The 18,379-nt window shown below is 64.6% G+C and carries 18 protein-coding genes; 12 read left to right on the top strand and 6 right to left on the bottom strand.

The window, feature by feature from the left end; genetic code table 11:
• Positions 1–309 precede the first annotated feature (309 nt).
• On the bottom strand, positions 310–1,086 hold the full coding sequence (locus tag PWS46_RS28915) for a hypothetical protein (RefSeq protein WP_434625609.1): 777 nt from the start codon (positions 1,084–1,086) through the stop codon (positions 310–312).
• A 595-nt stretch (positions 1,087–1,681) separates the two neighbouring features.
• Between PWS46_RS28915 and PWS46_RS28910 the strand changes: the two genes are divergently transcribed.
• On the top strand, positions 1,682–2,584 hold the full coding sequence (locus PWS46_RS28910) for a class I SAM-dependent methyltransferase (protein ID WP_434625608.1): 903 nt from the start codon (positions 1,682–1,684) through the stop codon (positions 2,582–2,584).
• A gap of 18 nt (positions 2,585–2,602) precedes the next feature.
• Here the strand turns inward: PWS46_RS28910 and PWS46_RS28905 are convergent, their stop codons facing one another.
• Both PWS46_RS28905 and PWS46_RS28900 read right to left on the bottom strand, forming a co-directional pair.
• A complete protein-coding gene (locus PWS46_RS28905; protein WP_434625606.1) occupies positions 2,603–3,556 on the bottom strand; it encodes a hypothetical protein in 954 nt (317 codons plus the stop codon).
• A 154-nt stretch (positions 3,557–3,710) separates the two neighbouring features.
• Entirely contained in the window at positions 3,711–4,202 is a 492-nt protein-coding gene (locus PWS46_RS28900) for an RT0821/Lpp0805 family surface protein (RefSeq protein ID WP_434625604.1), read from the bottom strand.
• Positions 4,203–4,469: 267 nt separating this feature from the next.
• On the opposite strand from PWS46_RS28900, the gene PWS46_RS28895 reads away from it, so the two are divergent.
• The 7 genes from PWS46_RS28895 to PWS46_RS28865 all read left to right on the top strand — a co-directional run bounded on the left by PWS46_RS28895 (position 4,470) and on the right by PWS46_RS28865 (position 11,931).
• Positions 4,470–5,561 carry a glycosyltransferase family 4 protein gene (locus tag PWS46_RS28895; protein WP_434625602.1) on the top strand — a complete coding sequence of 364 codons (1,092 nt, stop codon included), beginning with the start codon at positions 4,470–4,472 and terminating at the stop codon, positions 5,559–5,561.
• Between the two features lie 135 nt (positions 5,562–5,696).
• Positions 5,697–6,881 carry a glycosyltransferase family 4 protein gene (locus PWS46_RS28890; RefSeq protein ID WP_434625600.1) on the top strand — a complete coding sequence of 395 codons (1,185 nt, stop codon included), beginning with the start codon at positions 5,697–5,699 and terminating at the stop codon, positions 6,879–6,881.
• Positions 6,882–6,891: 10 nt separating this feature from the next.
• Complete coding sequence (locus tag PWS46_RS28885) at positions 6,892–8,124, top strand: glycosyltransferase (protein ID WP_434625598.1); 1,233 nt, start codon at positions 6,892–6,894, stop codon at positions 8,122–8,124.
• 170 nt (positions 8,125–8,294) lie between these two features.
• Positions 8,295–8,570 carry a PqqD family protein gene (locus PWS46_RS28880; protein ID WP_434625597.1) on the top strand — a complete coding sequence of 92 codons (276 nt, stop codon included), beginning with the start codon at positions 8,295–8,297 and terminating at the stop codon, positions 8,568–8,570.
• Positions 8,571–9,002: a lasso peptide biosynthesis B2 protein gene (locus PWS46_RS28875; RefSeq protein WP_434625595.1), complete on the top strand. Its 432-nt coding sequence runs from the start codon at positions 8,571–8,573 to the stop codon at positions 9,000–9,002.
• Positions 8,999–9,967 carry a hypothetical protein gene (locus PWS46_RS28870; RefSeq protein WP_434625593.1) on the top strand — a complete coding sequence of 323 codons (969 nt, stop codon included), beginning with the start codon at positions 8,999–9,001 and terminating at the stop codon, positions 9,965–9,967. Before PWS46_RS28875 ends, PWS46_RS28870 begins: the two co-directional genes overlap by 4 nt.
• Entirely contained in the window at positions 9,964–11,931 is a 1,968-nt protein-coding gene (locus tag PWS46_RS28865; RefSeq protein ID WP_434625591.1) for an asparagine synthase-related protein, read from the top strand. Before PWS46_RS28870 ends, PWS46_RS28865 begins: the two co-directional genes overlap by 4 nt.
• Positions 11,932–12,207: 276 nt before the next feature.
• On the opposite strand, the gene PWS46_RS28860 is transcribed toward PWS46_RS28865, so the two are convergent.
• The 3 genes from PWS46_RS28860 to PWS46_RS28850 form a co-directional block, all read right to left on the bottom strand.
• The gene (locus PWS46_RS28860) at positions 12,208–13,398 is read right to left on the bottom strand and encodes a putative 2OG-Fe(II) oxygenase (protein WP_434625589.1); all 1,191 of its coding nucleotides are present in this window, start codon (positions 13,396–13,398) and stop codon (positions 12,208–12,210) included.
• Positions 13,385–14,461 (bottom strand): putative 2OG-Fe(II) oxygenase, encoded by a 1,077-nt coding sequence (locus tag PWS46_RS28855; RefSeq protein ID WP_434625587.1) that lies wholly within the window; start codon positions 14,459–14,461, stop codon positions 13,385–13,387. The genes PWS46_RS28860 and PWS46_RS28855 overlap by 14 nt, the downstream gene beginning before the upstream one ends.
• Before the next feature lie 69 nt (positions 14,462–14,530).
• The gene (locus tag PWS46_RS28850; RefSeq protein ID WP_434625585.1) at positions 14,531–15,625 is read right to left on the bottom strand and encodes a class I SAM-dependent methyltransferase; all 1,095 of its coding nucleotides are present in this window, start codon (positions 15,623–15,625) and stop codon (positions 14,531–14,533) included.
• 335 nt (positions 15,626–15,960) lie between these two features.
• Here PWS46_RS28850 and PWS46_RS28845 point away from each other — a divergent pair, with 335 nt between their 5' ends.
• The 4 genes from PWS46_RS28845 to PWS46_RS28830 all read left to right on the top strand — a co-directional run bounded on the left by PWS46_RS28845 (position 15,961) and on the right by PWS46_RS28830 (position 18,221).
• Positions 15,961–16,518 (top strand): phage tail protein, encoded by a 558-nt coding sequence (locus PWS46_RS28845; RefSeq protein ID WP_434625584.1) that lies wholly within the window; start codon positions 15,961–15,963, stop codon positions 16,516–16,518.
• A gap of 30 nt (positions 16,519–16,548) precedes the next feature.
• Positions 16,549–17,082, top strand: a complete 534-nt coding sequence (locus PWS46_RS28840; RefSeq protein WP_434625582.1) for a phage tail protein — start codon at positions 16,549–16,551, stop codon at positions 17,080–17,082.
• 15 nt (positions 17,083–17,097) lie between these two features.
• Positions 17,098–17,661 (top strand): phage tail protein, encoded by a 564-nt coding sequence (locus PWS46_RS28835; protein ID WP_434625580.1) that lies wholly within the window; start codon positions 17,098–17,100, stop codon positions 17,659–17,661.
• Between the two features lie 110 nt (positions 17,662–17,771).
• On the top strand, positions 17,772–18,221 hold the full coding sequence (locus tag PWS46_RS28830) for a GNAT family N-acetyltransferase (protein WP_434625578.1): 450 nt from the start codon (positions 17,772–17,774) through the stop codon (positions 18,219–18,221).
• Positions 18,222–18,379 lie beyond the last annotated feature (158 nt).

Raw genomic sequence — 18,379 nt, 5'->3', positions numbered from 1 at the left:
AAAAAGCTGCCTGACCGCGGCACTCAGCGGATGCTTACGTCACAAGACGGCACACGGCGGAGGGGGGACTTGCCAAGGCGTTCTGCTGCTGGTTGGGTGTTTGCTCGATTGGCTCCGCCCAGGCAGGCGTTGCCTGACCAACCACTGCTTCGTCGGCTTCGAGCTTTGGCAGGTGGGTCACAATACTGTGGTGACTTGTTAAGAAGACCAACAACGCATTATTATTGAAATAATAATGCAGAGGCATCTATAAAACATTTGATAATGATGCCTCTGCAAATAATTTCATTCCGTTATGAAGCTTTGTTTTTAAATCATATGTTCAAATTTCGTTCCTTTGAATCTTTGGCATATATCGAGATAGTTCACAATAGCCTCCTTTGGGGAAGGTGATGCTTTTTTTGTTGGAACATTTCTGTCGAAATGGCCGTTAATTCCAAAAAAATCCCCCAAATCTTTTACCATCTTTTCTGAGAACAGTCCCTGCTCATCAATTATATCCTCGTAAGCAATCTCAAGATTTTCTGAATTTCTGCAAATAATTTCTGACATCTTTTCAGTTTGTCGATGAGCGATCTCAACTGCTTCATAGAACTTATTGGATTCAAGGGTTATTTGCCGTACTGAATATGGTTCTTTGTAATTCGTATAAGGGTTAAGTTCGGCCAAGCGGCTCGCCATTTCGAGAGCAACTGCATTGCGTCGCTTTAGATGAAGTATTTTGCAGTTGGATGAAATGATTGAATCAATCACATACTCTGCGCCGCTCCAATCGAAGGACCCGTGTGGAATTATCTGCCCATATTTAATATCAACAACAGAAACTTTCGACCCATCCTTGTAGTTGGCCGAAATTTCTTCCATGTTTTCTTTATAAACTTTGTACTTTTCAGAAAGATTTTTGATATCTCTCATGTATTCTATAGTGGTGTCTTCTTCAATGTGTTCGAAAATAGTGAAATTAAGCCCTGAGTTTGACCTAAGAAATATCTCCGGCCATCCACATACATCTTTGTGAGAATTCATGATCATTCTCAACATGGTTGTTCCGGAGCGCACGCTTGCTATCATAGCTATATGATTCATGATAATCCTCAACTCTTTTCCAGTCCTTATCGTCGTCAACATAACAAAAAATGCTTAATAATTAACTGAAGAGGCCTGCTTTCCCTCATCTGGACTTTGGCCAATTTCGTGATTTTTGGATCAGTCATGGAGCCAGAAGCCCGGCCCATTGGCGATATAGTCGAGCGCGCGGTCGAGCGGCATGGTGGCGACGCCGAGGAGGCCTGATGCTCCCCGACCTTCGCGATTCCACCGGAGCACCTTCACCTTGTTACCGTCACCCGTGGGCCGGAACCTGGCGATGGGAGCGCGAGCGCCGGTGCGCTTGCGAAGCGATGCAGAGTTGAGCGGGGCTATTCGACGGGTCCGGGATGCAAGCTTTCAGTTCCATGGAATGCGTGGAAGGTCTGGTGGCACTTGCAGTGGGAAGGCATCAACATGGCGTGCTGTAAGTGGGCTGATGCACCAGATGGACCTGACGGGAGCGGCGCAGCGCAAGGCGGTGCGGACCACGACCAGCACCAACACTTGGTTTGCACCTTAGTCGGCACCCATCGTAAACTTGCTGCAGGCGACGCCCCCGTCGCTATGAGACGATCTCTATGGAAGCCCAAAAATGGCCACACCTCGGAACCCGCATTTCGACGACAATCGGGTCGTCTGGTCAGATGAATATAGTGGGCATTATGTTCCGATCGCCTACGATGTCCAATTCGACGAACAGTGGCGTTTGTTTCTTGAACGTGCGATTGGGTTCCGCGATCATACGGGCGTAGAGATTTCCGATAACTTTATTAACGATCGGATCTTTGAACTAACCGGGGTAAGAGATTATATCGTTGCTTCGCAGAATATCGACGAAGCCGAACAAAACCGCGATATCGGCGGAAAATTGTATCTGGATCCAAAATTCCCGATCGACTTCTTTCAAGGAAAGCGTTGCCTGGATATCGGCTGCGGGGCTGGACGCTGGACAAAGACCCTGAAGACTTTGGGTGCGCACGTCAAATCAACGGACGTGTCGCGCCACGGCTTGGCCTCCACTCGCCGAATCAATGATGATGTCGAAGAGTTGAATCTGTTCGACATTCTGGAGAAGCGCGCCGATCTTCACGGCTATGCCGATTTCACCCTCTGCTGGGGGGTGCTGATGTGTACGCACGACCCATATCTGGCATTCCGCAACGTGGCAGCGACAGTGAAGCCGGGTGGAGATCTTTACATCATGGTGTATGCGCCCACCTATCATGCCTCCGATTTTGTGCTAAACAGTCGACGCCGCTTCCATCAGCAAGCAAGAACCAATGAACAGAAGCTTGCCTTTGCTTATGAGATTTCAAATAGGCCAGAAAATGCGATCAATCTTCTGGACATGCTGAATACGTTTTACAATTGGGTCATTCCCAAAGATGTAGCTGTTGGTTGGTTCGAGCAGCAAGGATTCGAGGATATAACCGTTCTCAATCTGCATGAGCCTCATAACTGTGGCTGGCATATCAAAGGGCATAAGAAATCCTGAAAAATGCTCCAGCATCCATCAAGGATGCGCAGAGATCTTACCCGTGTTCCAGTGCTTTTGGAACACGGGCACCTGATTGACAAAGTGACCGATCCGATATCCAAACGCATGATTTACCATTCCCTCCAATTGAGGGTTGTCCTGCTTCAGCTCATATTCTGAAAAGACTTTCTTGTATCTTCCAAAGCATGCATATGCGGGTTCAGAAATTTCCCGCTTCTTTTTCATGAAGTTGTCCCAAGAGAACTCTTTCTTCCATTCACTGTCAGGGCGGTCCATCTCCGCATAAACTGACAATACTCGACCAGGCTTATAATATTCCGGGAAGACTTCGCTCCCATCGATGGATCCAACATGCATATCTTTACGAAGCCATGTGATCCCCTTGGCCGGCATGATCATATAGCTGATGCCGTTCAAAACAAATCTATAGCTGAAAAGAAAAGTTTCAAAATCACCACTCTGTATGCCATACGGCACCTCCATCTGGCTCATGGAGATGCCATGATGCCTTGCAATTTTTTCATACCCGAGCGGTGTGGTCGCGGAAAGCTCGCTGACGTCAATGATCAATAGGTCATGGTCATGCAAGGTTTCGACGATATTTGGATAGAATCCGCACAGATCGTCCTCGTTGACCATCTCCGTCCAATGCTTGGACGGCTGGCCATCGTGAAGGATAATGTCCTGAAAAATCCGCCAGTTCACTGAACTCCGCGCTGATGCAAAGGGACAGCGGGTGTTCCAGGTCACCTTCACCTGGGAAGAGGCGGAATTCAGTATCGAGACCTCTGACGAATGATGCACCATGATCAAGAAGCGGCGCGATGCATGGTCCAACGCAGCCCAGTGCCGGCGAACGGTAGGAAGATCGAACCAGGACGTTGGAGTGATTTCCGGAGAGGATTGTAAAAAGCGGAGAACAGCCAGAGTGCCAACACGACCAATTGAAACAATAACGTCTCGAATCATCAACACACTCCCGGAAAACCTTGACCCAACCAGCTGAAGATCCGCATAGACACAATATGCGCAACCACATCAAAGTAGAGGAAGATCACATCTGGGAATAGAGATTTCCATCATCCTTTCATTTTCTTTCGGATTCCAGTTGCAACGTTGCGGCTCACCCCACGATCTTCCACGCCCCGTCGGGCTGGCGGCAGGCGGTGCCGAAGGCCTGTTCGGTGCGGCCGCCGACGACGATGGTCTGCTGGAACTCGCGGCAATAGGCGCCGGAGCCGTCATAGCCGTCCTTGACCGGCACGATGACGCCCTGGTTGCCGGACTGCGGGTTGTTCCAGGTGATCCGCTGGCCGATGGGGGCGCTGTAGGCCTGATGGGCGGCGCGGTCGGCATAGGCCTGGTCGGCACGGTCGAGCGAGGCGCCGAGTTCCCGCCCGGCGAAGGCGCCCAAGAGCGTGCCGATGCCCACCGCCACCAGCTTGCCCGAGCCGCCGCCGAAGCGCGAGCCGATCAGGCCGCCGGCGATGGCGCCGCCGACGGTGCCGAACCCTTCCTTGTTGCCCATCGACCCGGTCTGGCAGCCGGCCAGCATGGTGGACAGCGCGAGCACCGCGACGGCGGCGATACGGGTGGGGCGGGACTGGGCACGCATCGGAGGGCTCATCTCTGTTCCGAGGATTGTTGCTCCCGTTTATAGCGCAAGCGGTGCCGTTTGTGCAGCAGCCCTCGCATCCTTCGCGGTCATCGCCCGTCAGGCCGCCGTCCCGCAAGCGGCCGCGGCGCACGGCCGCTTGTGGCCCCGGGTATTGCCGCTACCGATGCGTGCCGACATGGTGTAAGCCTTTCGGCCGGCCTGTGACGCCTCTTCGCGTCGAACGGGACCGCCGCATATGGAAGAAGCCCGGAGTCTTGCCGACGCATGCGACTGCTGTTTCTCGTCAGTGATGCGTTCGGCGGACATGGCGGCATATCACGCTTCAACCGTGATCTGGCGGCCGCCCTGTCCGCTTCGCCCGAGGTCCGGGAACTGGTCATCCTGCCGCGCCGCGCGCCGCACCCGCCGGGACCGCTTCCCCCCCGCACGGTGCAGCGCGCGGCACCGGCGGGAAAGCTCGGGTTCGCGGGCGCCGCTCTGCGCGAGGCGGCGGGTGGCTTCGACGTCGTGATCTGCGGCCACATCAACCTGATGCCGGTCGCCATGCTGGCCCGCCGGATGGCCGGCAAGCTGGCCCGGGCCGGCCGGCCGGCCCGGCTGGCGCTGGTCATCCACGGGGTCGACGCCTGGACGCCGGTGAAGGTTCCCGGCCTCTCCGCCGTCGACATGACCATCGCGGTCAGCCGCTACACGCTGGACCGCTTCCGGGACTGGTCGGGCATCGCGGCCGGACGCGGCACGGTGCTGCCCAACACGGTCGACCTGTCCGTCTTCACGCCGGGGCCGCGCCCGGCGGCGCTGGAGGAGCGCTACGGCGTGGCCGGCGCCCGCGTGCTGATGGGGCTGGCCCGGCTCGACGCGATGGACCGCGACAAGGGCTTCTACGAGCTTCTGGCGGTGCTGCCGCGGCTGGCCGAACGGGAACCGGGACTGCGCTACCTCCTGTGCGGCGACGGCACCGACCGCCCGCATCTGGAGGCGGAGGTCCGCCGGCTCGGCCTGGCGGAGCGCGTGGTCTTCACCGGCTTCGTGCCCGAGGAGGAGAAGGCCGACCATTACCGCCTCGCCGACGCCTTCGCCCTGTGCGGGCGGCAGGAGGGGTTCGGCATCGTGCTGCTCGAAGCGATGGGCTGCGGGGTTCCGGTGGTCGCCTCGCGGGTGGACGGATCGCGCGAGGCGGTGCTGGACGGCGCCATCGGCGGGCTGGCCGACCCCGGCGATCCCGACGATCTGGCCGGCGCGCTGCAGCGCGCCCTGGCCACGCCGCGCCCCTGCGTTCCCGGCCTGCTGGCGCCGAGCTTCGGTCGGGACGCCTTCGTCCGGCGGGTGCGGGACATCCTGTCGCATCTCGCCTGACGTGCCGGAACCGGCAGGAGGAGACATGAAGGCGATGCCTTCGCGATTCGGATGTGATGGGGAATTGTATCGGCGCCTGCGGTTGGGCATGGTGTCGCCCGCCCCCACCGCAGGTACAAGCCACCATGAGGCGATATGACTGATCCGGTCCGGCTTGCCTTCCTCACCACCCACCCCGTCCAGTACGCGGCGCCGCTGTTCCGCCGGATCTCCACCGATCCGGACATCGACCTGACGGTGTTCTATGCCAGCGACCTGACGGTGCGCGAGTTCGCCGATCCCGGGTTCGGGCGCCGGATCGCCTGGGACGTTCCCCTGCTGGACGGCTACCGGTCGGACTTCCTGGAAGCCTGGGGCGGCACCGGGCAACTCGACCTTCTGCGGCCCTTCAGCCGCGGACTGGCGCGGCGGCTGAAGGAGGGGCGGTTCGACTGCCTGGCGATCCACGGCTACAGCCGGCCGGTCCATTGGCTGGCCGCCCTGACCGCCCGCCGGCTCGGCATTCGCGTCCTGTTCCGGGACGAGGCAACGCCGATCAGCCGCCGCCGCGGGCCGGTGCGCCGGGCGCTGAAGCGCGTCTTCTTCGCCGCCATCGACCGGCTGGCCGACGGCTGGCTGACGATCGGCAGCCTGAACGCCGCCTATTACCGGCAGCAGGGCGTCGCCGAGGAAAAGCTGTTCGCCTGCCCCTATGCCGTGGACAACGCCTTCTTCCGCAACGCCGCGCCGGACGAGGGCCTGCGGCTGCGGCGCGCGACCGGCATCCCGGACGGCGCCGCGGTCGTCCTCTATGCCTCGAAGCTGCAGCGCCGCAAGCATGCCGACCATCTCCTGGCCGCCTTCCGGCAGCTGGCCCCCGCCCCTGCCGGCCGGCCGCCGCCCCACCTCGTCTTCGCCGGCGACGGGGAACTGATGCCGGAACTGCGCGCCATGGCGGAGGGGATGGACAGCGTCCATTTCCTGGGCTTCCAGGGACAGAAGGAGCTGATCGCCTGCTATGCCATGTGCGACGTGTTCGTGCTGCCGTCCTCCTGCGAACCCTGGGGGCTGGTGGTCAACGAAGCCATGAATCTCGGCAAGGCCGTCATCGTCAGCGATCAGGTCGGAAGCGGCCCCGATCTCGTCCGCCACGGCGAGAACGGGTTCGTCGTGCCGGTCGGCGACATCGGGGCGATGGCCAAGGCCCTGGGCGCGCTCTGCGCCGATCCGGACCTCGCCGCGTCGATGGGGCGGCGAAGCCTGGAGATCGTGTCCGGCTGGGATTTCGAGGCGGACCTGCGCGGCATCCGCCAGGCCCTCGGCCTTCCCCCGCGGTCCTGAGGAAAACGGCATGTCCGGCAGCACTTCCCGCCCCCCCTCATCCCGGCCCTCCTCCTTCCGACAGTCTCCCACGGTCGCGATCGTCGTCACCCACATCGCCCCGGCGCGCGGCTATGGCGGCATCGCCGAATGCACGGCGCGGGTGGCCCAGGCCTGGGGCGAGGCGGGGCACGAGGTGATCCTGTGCGCCAGCGACGCATCGGAGGGCGCGCCGCTGCGCCCGGATGAGCTGGGGCTGCCCGACCGGGTGTCGCCGGTCCTGTACCGGGCGCGCAGATGGCCGCGCTGGGGGTTCGGGCTGGGGGCGCTGCCGGCGATCTGGACGGCCTGCCGCCGGGCGGATCTGGTCTATGTCAGCGGCGTCGCCACCTGGCCGACCAGTATTGCCGGGATCGTCTGCCGGCTGCTGCGGCGGCCCTTCACCGTCGGGGTCCATGGCAGCCTGATGGCGGGTCACGTCGCCTACATCCGCGCCCGCAAGCCGCTGAAATGGCTGTTCTACCGGCTGATCACCCTGCCGACCCTGCGCCGCGCCCGCGCCGTCCACGCCACCAGCGCGATCGAGGCCGAGGGCGTGCGCGCCCTGCTTCCGGCGGTTCCCGTCGCCATCGTCCCCAATGCGGTCGACAGCAGGGTCTGGCTGCCCCGGCCGCCGCGCCGGCCGGACGGCGGGCTGGTCATCGGCTATGTCGGACGCCTGTCGCCGGAAAAGGGCATCCTGCCCTTCCTGGAGGTCTGGCTGGCGAGCCGCGGGCCGGACGACCGGCTGCTGATAGCCGGAACGGGCGACGGCGACTATGCCACCCGGGTCGCCGCCCTGGCCGCCGGGGTCGGGGGAGCGGTGGAATGCCTGGGCTATCTGCCGGCCGACGGGGTGGCGGCGATGCTTGCCCGCTGCGACTTCGCCGTCCTGCCGTCCGGGCTGGGGTCCGGCGGGCTGCGGGAGAATTTCGGCAATGTGGTGGTGGAGGCGATGGCCCTGGCCCGCCCCGTCCTGGTCACCCGCGGCATGGCCTGGGACGGGGTGGAGGCGGACGGCACCGGTCTGGTCTTCGACCCCGACCCGGCCGCCGCCGCCGCCGTCCTGGACCGTGCCCGGTCGCTGCCGGCCGAAGCGCGCGCCGCCATGGGCCGCACCGCCCGCGATTTCGTGGAGCACCGCTTTTCCATCCCGTCGGTCGGAACGGCGCTGTGGTCCGCCGTCACGGGCGATCCCCCGCCCGGCCCGCAAGGCGGTGAATGACGATGGGGGCATGATGCTGGGGGCATGAGGACGATCGGACACGCGACCGCCTTGGCCCCCCTCCCGGTCTTCCTTCCCGGTCTTCCCCGTGCCGGCCCTTCACATCGCATGGACAAAAGGGACGCACCTCGATTAGGTATGGTTGAACAACTTGCCAGAGATTACTCCCCATGCCGACCTTATCCTCCCGTATCCACGCCCGTTCCGATCTGCTGTCGACGGAGGTCGACGGGGAAGCGGTGATCATGGATGTGGAGAGCGGGCAATATTTCGTCCTCGATCCCATCGGGGCCCGGATATGGCAGTCTCTGGCCGAACCGGTGCAGGTAGCGGCCCTCTGCGGCATCCTGGAAGGCGAGTATGACGCTCCCTTGCCGGTGATCGAGCGGGATGTCCTGGCGCTGATGACGGATCTGGCTGCCAAGAACCTGATCACGGTGGAATAAGTGAAGGGCGCCACGCTGCGGGTCGAGGCGGCACTGGCCCTGGCGCTGGCCTGGACGCTGGTCTTCCTTGTCCCGCTGCGCCACATGCGCCGCCTGTTCGGGGTCGTCACCGGCCCGACGGGCAACGGCGCTCCCCTTCCCGGCCCGGTCCTGGCCCGGGCACAGGCGGTCGCCCGCCGCGTCGACCGCGTCGCCGGGCGCCTGCCCTGGCAAAGCACCTGCCTCGTCCGCGCCGTGGCTGCCCGGCTGCTGCTGGCCCGGCGGCGGATCGACGGCGGGATCATCCGGTTCGGCATCCGCAAGACCGACGGGGCGCTTGAGGCGCATGCCTGGCTGATCCTGGGCGGCACCATCCTGATGGGAGGGGAGGAGGTGGAGACCTACGCCCCCCTGGCCGATCTGGCCGCGGCCGGCCGGCGGACGGTGCGATGAGGGCACCGTTGGACCAGGAGCCGGACACGGGTTTCCACCATTACCGCCTGAACGGCTGGGCGGTGGCGTCCGATCTCCCCCTGCCCTTTCTGGCGCCCGGCCCAGTGACCGGCCCTCTGGCGGACGGAGCCGCCGACATCCGGATCAGGGTCGCTCCGGTGCCGCCGCCGCCCGGGGACGCCGTCCCGATGGCGCGGGCGATCAGGCTCGGCCCGGACGGAACGGGATGGGTCGAGACCGGCGGCAAGGGATGGATCATGGTCCCCGGCGGGCGGGAGATCGTCGTCGACGTCCGTCCCGACATGTCGGCGGCGGAGCTTCACACCTGGCTGTGCGGTCCGGCCCTGTCCGTCCTGTCCCATCACCGCGGATGCGCGCCCCTTCATGCCTGTGTGGTGGAGATCGGGGGCGCCGCGGTGGCGCTCGCCGGGCACAGCCTCGCCGGCAAGTCGACGACGGCGGCGGTTCTGCTGCGCCGTGGGCACGGCCTGGTGACCGACGATCAGGCCGTGATCGATCCGGACGGCATGACCGTCGCCGCCGGCTATCCGACGATCAAGCTCTGGGGGGCGTCGGCGGCGATGCTGGGCGTCCCCATCGCGGCGGAGCATCGGGTCAGCGCCGGGCTCGACAAGTACCACCTGCCCCTGCCGGGACAGTTCCGCGGCCGTGCGATGCCCCTTGCCGCCATCGTCGTGCTTCGGCCGGACACCGACTGCCGGGCCCCCTGGATCGAGCCGGTCGGCTGGCCGGAGAGCCTGCCCCTGCTGCATCACATGGTCATCTGGCCCGGCGTGGCGAAGCGGCTGGATTCGGGGAAGGCGGGTCTGGCCCGGATGGCGATGGTGGCCCGGCGGGTGCCGGTGGTGGTCCTGCACCGCCCCGACGACGCCCGGCAGCTCGGCACGATCGCCGACATGGTGGAAGGCATCGCCGATCCGAAGAATGGAGGTGCGGGCGGATGAGCGCGATCGCAGGTCTTTGGCATCTGGACGGGAAGCCCGATGCGGGACGGCGGATCGCCCCGATGGTGGAGGCGCTGACCCCCTTCGGACGGGACCGGGCCGACACCTGGGACGGCGGATTCATCGCTCTCGGGGCCCGGCTGACCGATCTGCTGCCGGAGGATGCCTTCGATCGCCAGCCGCTGGTCGGCGGCGGCGGGCGCTTCGTGCTGGTCGCCGACCTGCGTCTGGACAACCGGCCGGAACTGGCCGCCGCCCTGTCCATCGATGCCGGCCGGGCGGCGGCGATGGCCGATGCGGACATGCTGCTGTCCGCGTGGGAGCGCTGGGGGACGCGGACGCCCGGCCACCTGATCGGAAACTTCGCCTTCGCCCTGTGGGACAGGGAGGAGCGGCGGCTGCATCTGGTGCGGGACGCCATGGGCGAGCGCCCGCTGTTCTATGTGGCGAAGGACGGGATCATCGCCTTCGCCACCATGTACCAGGGCCTGCATGCCCTGCCGGAGTGTCCCTTCGCCCCCGATCTGGCGGCCGTGCGCGCCTTTGCCGGTTTCTTCTCCGACTATCGGGACAGAAGCATGCACGCCGGCGTCCGGCGGGTCCTGGCAGGGACCAGACTGGAGATCGGCAGCGCCGGGACTGTCACGACGCATCGATACTGGGACATCTTCGCCGTCCGTCCCCGGTCGTTCTCATCGGACGCGGAGTGCGTCGAGCAGTACAGGGCGGCGTGGGACAGGGCCGTGCGTGACCGGCTGCGCAGCACCGGCCCCATCGGCTGCCATCTCAGCTCCGGGTACGACAGTTCGGCGGTGGCGACGACCGCGGCGGCGATGCTGGCGGAGCGGGGGCAGCGGCTGACGGCCTATACCGCCGTACCGATGGCGGGCGTTCCGCTGCGGGCGCTGCCCGGACAGATCATCGACGAGGGGCCGATCGCGGCCATCACCGCATCCCGTCACCCGAACATCGACCATATCCTGGTCGGGCAGGACGGACGCGCGATCGGGGAGGACCAGGAGGAAATCTTCCAATACTGGCAGCAGCCGGTGCGGAACCTCTGCAACCGGGTCTGGCGGACGGACATCGCCCGGCAAATGCGGCAGCGTGGCGAGCGGGTGCTGCTGAACGGCGCCTTCGGCAACCTGACGGTCAGCTATCACGGGCGGGAGGTTCTGCCCGAACTGTTCCGGCGGGGCCGCTGGCTGCAGCTGGTGCGGGAGCTGAATGCCATGAGCGGGCGGGAGGGCCGGCTGCGGCGCTTCCTGATGAACACGCTGTTCCCCTTCGTCCCGATGGAGGTGCAGTACGCCATCCGCCGCGCCTTCGGGAAGCAGTCGACCAGCCGCGCCGTGTTCTCCCCCCTCCGGCCCGAGGCGCTGGACGCCATCCGGCGGGAGGAATCGGAGGGGCGGACGGAGCATATGGTGGATTTCAGCGGATTCGGCTATTCGACCCGGGCGGCCAGAATCCAGGTCGGGCTGAACCAGGCGGACATCGGGGCCCATTCGAAATTCATGCTGGGCGCCTACGGCACCGACGAACGCGACGCCAGCCGCGACCAGCGATTCGTGGAACTGATCCTGTCCCTGCCCGGCAGCGTGTTCCTGAAAAACGGCGAGGCGCGGTGGATCTACCGCCGGGCCTTCGCCGGTCAGGTTCCGGCGGAGGCCATGACGACGATGGCGTTGAAGGGCTATCAGTCGGCGGATTGGATGTACCGGCTTCACAAGGGCCGCGCCGCCATCAATGAAATCGTGAGGAACGGCCTCGCGATTCCCGAAATCGCCGACCAGCTCGACGTTCCCTTCATGGAAAGCTGTCTGGTGGCCGATCTGAATTTCGAACGCGCACACCTGAGGGAGGTCGAGACACCCTTGCGGACGCGCTTTCTGATGGGTGTCTCGGTCCTTGATTTCGTTTCGAGGGCAAAGGGCGCGCGCGAAGAGGGCGTGACGACCTGACGGTCAACCGCCGCTGCCGAACCCCTCGTCCCCGGGGCCGCCGTTGTTCCCCGTGCTGTCGACGACGCTCAGCGCCTTCACGCTCGGCGCATGCCATTCCTTGCGGGGCGGGGGGCAAGGAGAATCATTGTCTTCCGTGGTAACGACCGCTTCATTCATTGCTTCTCTCCCGAATCTGATCAGCCAGCTTGACGTTCAAGTCCAAAACGTATGCCGCATGCGCGGCTTCACCACTATTCTCCGCCCCCACTGATCGGCTCTCAACCATGTAGAGGATCAAGGGAGCGATACCAAGTCAAAAGCGATGCACACACGCTCTCCCGCACCGGCGGCGGCAACCGTGTCGTGGCGCATGTAGGACGGGAACAGGACCAGTTTGCCGACGGCGGCGGGAATGCTGCGGACCGGCCAGTCAGCCAGCCGTCCCCGCGGCAGAAGCGGCATTCGCAGGGCGCCGGCTTCTCCGTCCCCATCCGAAGGCGGCCCGCTCACCGACAGATAGAAGACGCCGGAAACCCAGCTTGACCCGTGCAGGTGCGCCGCCTGCCTGCCGCCGGCGGACAGGCGGACGGCCCAGCTTCGGAAGCCGACCGCCCCGCCGGGAACGGGAAAGGGCGGGCCGGCCTGCCGCAGGCGGGCAAGATGATCCTCGACCAGCGGCTGGAGACGCCGGAACAGGGCCTTCCAGGCCGGCCGGTCCCGGTTGGGCAGGAAGGGGGCCTGCATGCCGCCGCGGGTGGATTTGTCATAGGGATCGGGGATGTAGTCCGGCGCCGCCCTGACCTCGGCCAGGACCGCCTGCAGCAGCGGGTCGCCGGACTCGGCCAGGGTTCCGCGCCAGACCAGGGCCGGATCTTGCAGATAGCGGTCCAGGGTCGGGCGGTCGCCCTCCGCTTCCGCAAGATACACCCGTGCGTCGTCGACGCATGCCACATAGCGCGCGGGGGGCGGGAATGCCGACAGGGCGTCGCGCAGCGCGGACACGCGCTCCCCGGCGATGGCGATGTCGGTGAATGCCATCCACAGGTCGGGATCGCCCGGTCCGCGGGCCATGCCTTCGCGCAGGATGTCCAGGGCGGCCGAACGGCTCGCCGCGGATCGCGCGCTGCCTATCCGCGCCGCGACATGATCCGGCTGCCGCTTCAGCACGGCCTGGAAGTGCGTTGCCGCCTCGTCCCGTCTTCCGGTCTGGCGGGCGATCATTCCGGCGAGCAGATGCGCCTGCACCGTGTCGGTGGCCGCCAGGGCCGGGATCAGCGCCAGCCGCGCCTCCTCCCCCCGTCCGAGGTCGTAGAGGGTGCGCGCGTGGGCGATGTGGTCGCCGGGTGTCGCCTCGTCACGCGCCGCCCGCGCCGCGAAGACCGGCAGACGCGCCGCCGCCGGGAACAGGCCGGCCACGTCGTTCACCCGCCATTCCAGCTGCGCCGCCGCGGGCAATGCCGGGCTCATCGTTTCAGCGGGCGTCATGGGCGCGGTCTCCATCGCCGCTGCGGGCGTCCACCACGTCGAAGGCCAGCACCAGCCGGTGGGACGGTCGGCCCAGCGGCTTCGTGTAATGGGTGACGTGGGACGGGAACAGGACCAGCATGCCGGCGGTCACCGGCATCACCCGGTCTGGCCAGCCGGGGCATGCCGGATCCCCGTCCAGACCGGGGCAGAAATGCAGCGCACCGTCGGTTGGCGTGCTGTCGGCGCCGAAGTCGCAGGCGATGTAATAGACGCCGGTGATCCACCCGCGGGAATGGGTATGGGGCTGGTGATGGCCGGTCCCGTCGGAATGGTGGGCATACATCTCCAGCCCGAAGCGTCCCGGAACCCACCGGTGCAGCGGGTGCCCGGGTGCCAGGGCCGCGCATGTGCCGGCATAGGCCTGCACCGCCTGCCGGATCACCGATTCCAGAAGCCGCAACTCCGGCGTCGTCGCCCCGTCGGCCAGCGGCAGCCTGCGGGTTCCGACGGCGGCCAGCCGCGTGCTCAGCGGCTCGACGGCGGCGAGCCTGTCCATGAACCAGTCGTTCAAGGCCCGGTGCAGCGGTCTTCCGTCCGCCGTCCGCAAGTCCGGACGGGTGACCGCCAGCAGCCGGTCCAGGTCGGTCAGCGCCTGCAGTTCCTGCGACCGGCCGGCCACGCTCAGCAGGCCGGCATAATGGGTCAGCATCCGCGCATTCGCGATGCCGGCGTCGAACAGGGCCCTGTATTCCGCCAGTGCCTGCTCCGGCGGCGTGCCAGGCAGGGCATAGGCCCGGCTGACATCCGCCCCGAACCGCAGCGCGGTGTCCCGGAAGGCGCGCACCACATCCGGCCCCGCAGGTTCCAGCATCGTCAGATGGAGGAAGGCGGGCACCCCCTCCCCCCGCAGATCGGACAGGGCGCGGCCATAGGCCTCTACGGCGTCATGACGGTTCCCGTGACGCGCTTCGGCAACGGCACGGTTCGCCGCGGCGGCCCGTTCGGCGGCCCATTCGGCGGAGGAAGCGGCCGTCGCCGCCGTCCCTGCCTGCAATCGTTCGATCACCGGTTGATCGCCCATGCTTTTCCACTTTCTTCCGTTCGTTATCGGAAATTCCGGGGCCGCCGGTCCTGACGCAGTCCTTGCCCCCTATGGACCGGACAGGGCCTCGGCATCGACGAACAAAGTATACAGGCGGCCATCGACCCCCCATCTCGCGGAGCCCCGATCCACATTCAGGACGGGATCCCCGCTTCCGTTCAGGGTGCTGCGTGTGATCCGGCCGAAGCCGGCATGCGCCAGATGGTGGGACAGGGTTTGGAAGTCATAGCCATACTTGTGACCGGTCAGGTCGGATATCCTGAGCGACCCGCCGGCATATGTAAGAAAATGTTCAAGCGGAGTGGCGCATTCCGAAGCCCAGGGCCAGTATTGGGCCCGGCCGGCGAAGAACGCCTCATCCCCCGTGCTGTAGGCCTCGATGCAGGCCCCGATATCCGGAACCAGAAGGCGGAGCTTGCCGCCGGGCATCAGCACGCGCCGTATTTCCCGCAGCAAAGATTGCGCCTCTTCCAAATACAGATGCTCAAGAACATAGGCCGCATATACATGAGAGGCGCCGCGATCCGGAAACGGCAACTCCCAACGGAGATTGAGACGGAAATCGGACGGCCGGAGATCAATGTTGATCCATCCGGGCAGGTGCTGGATACCGCATCCAAGATGAAGCCGCAGTTCCTGGTCCTGCCCTCTAATTCCAAGAGCTTTGGCCTGACGGTCGATCATCCGGCTTTTGCAGGATTTTGCCACCGGTTCCAGTCTGGCGATCTGCTGCAGCAATCCGTCCAGACTGTCCAGCACCGAGTCCCAACTGTCGTCACCGGTGGCGCCGGCCAAATCGGACCCGACACCGATCAGGTCGTTTGCAACACTCTCCGAACGACGCAGGAAAACCCGGAATGCCCAATCAAAAAAATAGGCACCTTCATCCTGATCGGCCGGAATGATCAGGCCGGCCCGCGACAATCCCGGGATGATCTTGTCGACGGCCAAGCCTGGGAACGCAGCCTGGAGTTCCTCTGCTCTCTGCGGTTTTTCAAGGCGCTGAATCAACCCCCAAACCGGGGACGTGCTTTTTATGGTGGTTACCGGCGCGATCGACTTCGGCAGCCGTCGCGGCGACACGCGCAGAAGATCGGCGGAACCGTCGATGGCAAGGTCGGCTTTGCGCCACATCCGCTTCATTCACATGCACCTCTGCCAATGACCGCAAGGCTTCGGAAAACAGGCCGCCGCTGGGGCAAAATGCCGCTCGCCCCCCTCTCATAGCAACCATTCCGTCGCCCGGCGATGCCGCACAAGGCCACACCCGCCGCCGGGGTCCGGCCGCCATACAGGCCGCCATACAGGCCGGCAGACAGGAAAGATGCGGAATGCTGCAATTGGTTGAAATTATGTAACGTTCTTTTCCTTTGCCGGGCATAAAACATGTGTAATACTCCGAGGCTCCAACATCTGGCGTAGCGGGATGTGCGCTTCGTACATCCGATGATGGCCAGACCGGATGAGGAGGAATCCCTTTGGGTGAGCAATATATTGGCGAAATCCGCATTTTTCCTTATAATAACATCCCCGGCGACTGGGTCGCCTGCAACGGCCAGTTGCTGAACATTCAACAGTACGTGGCCCTCTATTCCCTGCTGGGGACCACCTTCGGCGGTGACGGCAAGACGACGTTCGGCGTGCCGGACCTGCGGGGCCGCTGCGTCGTCGGTTCGGAAGGATCGGCCCAGGGCGTCCCGTCCCAGGTCGGCGGCAAGGCGGGGTCGGAAACCGTAACGCTGACCCTGGCACAGATGCCGGCGCACACGCACCAGTTGGTTGGCACGTCCTCGAACGCAACCAGCGCCAACCCGACGAATGGCTTCTTCGCTGTTCCGGCGGCGCCGTCCACCCTGCCGCCGCCGGTTCCGGCAGCGCCGCCGATCTATGGCCAGCCTCAGGCCAACGCCCTCGTTGCCCTGAACCCGACGGCAGTCACGTCGAAGGGCGGCGGCGAAGCGCACGAGAACAGGCAGCCCTTCATGGCATTGACCTACTGCATGGCCGTTCTGGGCTATTACCCGCAGCGCAATTAGTCGGGACCCGACAGGCAAGGAGAAAGAATAATGGCTTCCCCCTATCTCGGTGAAATCCGCCTGTTTGCGGGCCTCTATGCACCTACAGACTGGGCGCTGTGCCAGGGACAGCTGCTCCAGATCAACACGTATCAGGCACTTTATTCTCTGCTGGGCACGACCTATGGCGGGGACGGGAGAACCACGTTCGGGATCCCGGATCTGCGTGGCCGCCTGGTCATCGGCACCGGCACCGTCACCCCCACGACCAGCGCCTATGTCCTGGGCCAGACCGGCGGCGTTACCGACGTGACGCTGACGGAGGCGCAGCTGCCGGCCCATACCCATGGGCTGATCGCATCCACCGCGGCGGCGACCGCGACCTCGCCGGCCGGAGCCATTCTGGCCGACCCGTCGGACCAGTACAATGCATTCATCAACTACGCCTCCGGCACCACGATGCGCGTGATGGCGGATGCCGCCCTTCAGCCGACGGGCGGCAACCAGTCTCACACGAACATGATGCCCAGCCAGCCGCTGAATTACATGATATGCCTCGTCGGCATTTATCCGTCGCAGAATTAAGGGGAGGGCGGTCAAATGGATGCTTTTTTCGGTGAAATCCGCGCCTTCCCCTATAACTTCATCCCTCTGGGATGGCTGGCCTGCGATGGAAACCAATACACTGTAGCCCAGTATCAAATCCTGCATTCCATTATCGGGTATACCTATGGCGGCTCGGGAGCGGTCTTCAAGGTTCCGGACCTGCGCGGGTACGTTCCCATCGGCGAGGGCACGCCGCCGGGAGGTCTCACCTACGCTCCGGGCCACCCCGTCGGCACACCGACGGTTACGCTGACCCAGGGCCAGATGGCGAGCCATGATCACGGCTTGCAGACCCAGGCCGGCTCGACCCGGGTGACGGCCCCCTCGTCTGCCGCCCTGCCTGCCGCGCCCTTGCAGGTCATCAGTGGCCAGAACTTCACCTGGCTGGCTTACACCCCGACGACGGCCACCCCGGCACCGACACAGGCGACCATGTCGCCGCTTGCCATCCAGCCCAACGGTTCGTCGGCGTCCCACGACAACCATTCACCCCTCCTGATCCTGCGCTACTGCATCAATGCCGAGGCGCCGGACTCGCTCTACCCTGTCCGCGCTTGATGGTGTCGGACCGACGAACGGCGGTTCTGCCGCCGTTTCCAAGCCAGGGACAGGCCCCTTCCGGGGGGCCTGTCTTTTCCGTTCCGGGGCTTCGTCTGCGCCACTGCCGGATGGCGGATGTTCCGTTCCTGCGCCGCCTCTACCGCCACACGCGCAAGGATGAACTGGCGCCGACCGGGTGGCCGGAGGAGATGAAGCGCGCCTTCTGCGACCAGCAGTTCGACGCACAGCACACCGACTATGTCCGCCGATTCGCCGCCGGAAGCTTTCTTCTGATCCTGGACCGCATCGATCCGGTGGGCCGCCTGTACCTGGACCTCTCCACGCCCGCCCTCCATCTGGTGGACATCGCCCTGCTGCCCGATCAGCGGGGAAAGGGAACGGGCAGCGCCGTGCTGCGCCGCCTGCAGGAGATGGCCGCCGCCATCCCGGAGGGGAGCGTCCATCTCGCGGTGGATCCGATGAACCCGCGGGCCCGCGCGCTCTATGAACGCCACGGCTTCGCCGTGACGGACACGGGCCCGTCACGGCTGTTCATGCGCTGGTCGCCCCGGGCCTGAGCCCGGCACCGGAAGAGTCGAGGAGCCCGTGGGCCGGTTCCCGCAGGAACGACGGCATATGTCTTTGCCGGGGGAAGCCCTATCATGCGCCCCGATGCGATCCCTGCGACACGAGGCCCGGGAAGGATCATGCACGTGGCATGGCATGAAGTGCGGCA

It is taken from the genome of Azospirillum sp. B2RO_4, from assembly GCF_051124815.1.
Taxonomy (GTDB): domain Bacteria; phylum Pseudomonadota; class Alphaproteobacteria; order Azospirillales; family Azospirillaceae; genus Azospirillum.
The sequence above is the reverse complement of the archived record's forward strand: the minus strand, read 5'-3'. Positions and strand labels throughout refer to the sequence as shown.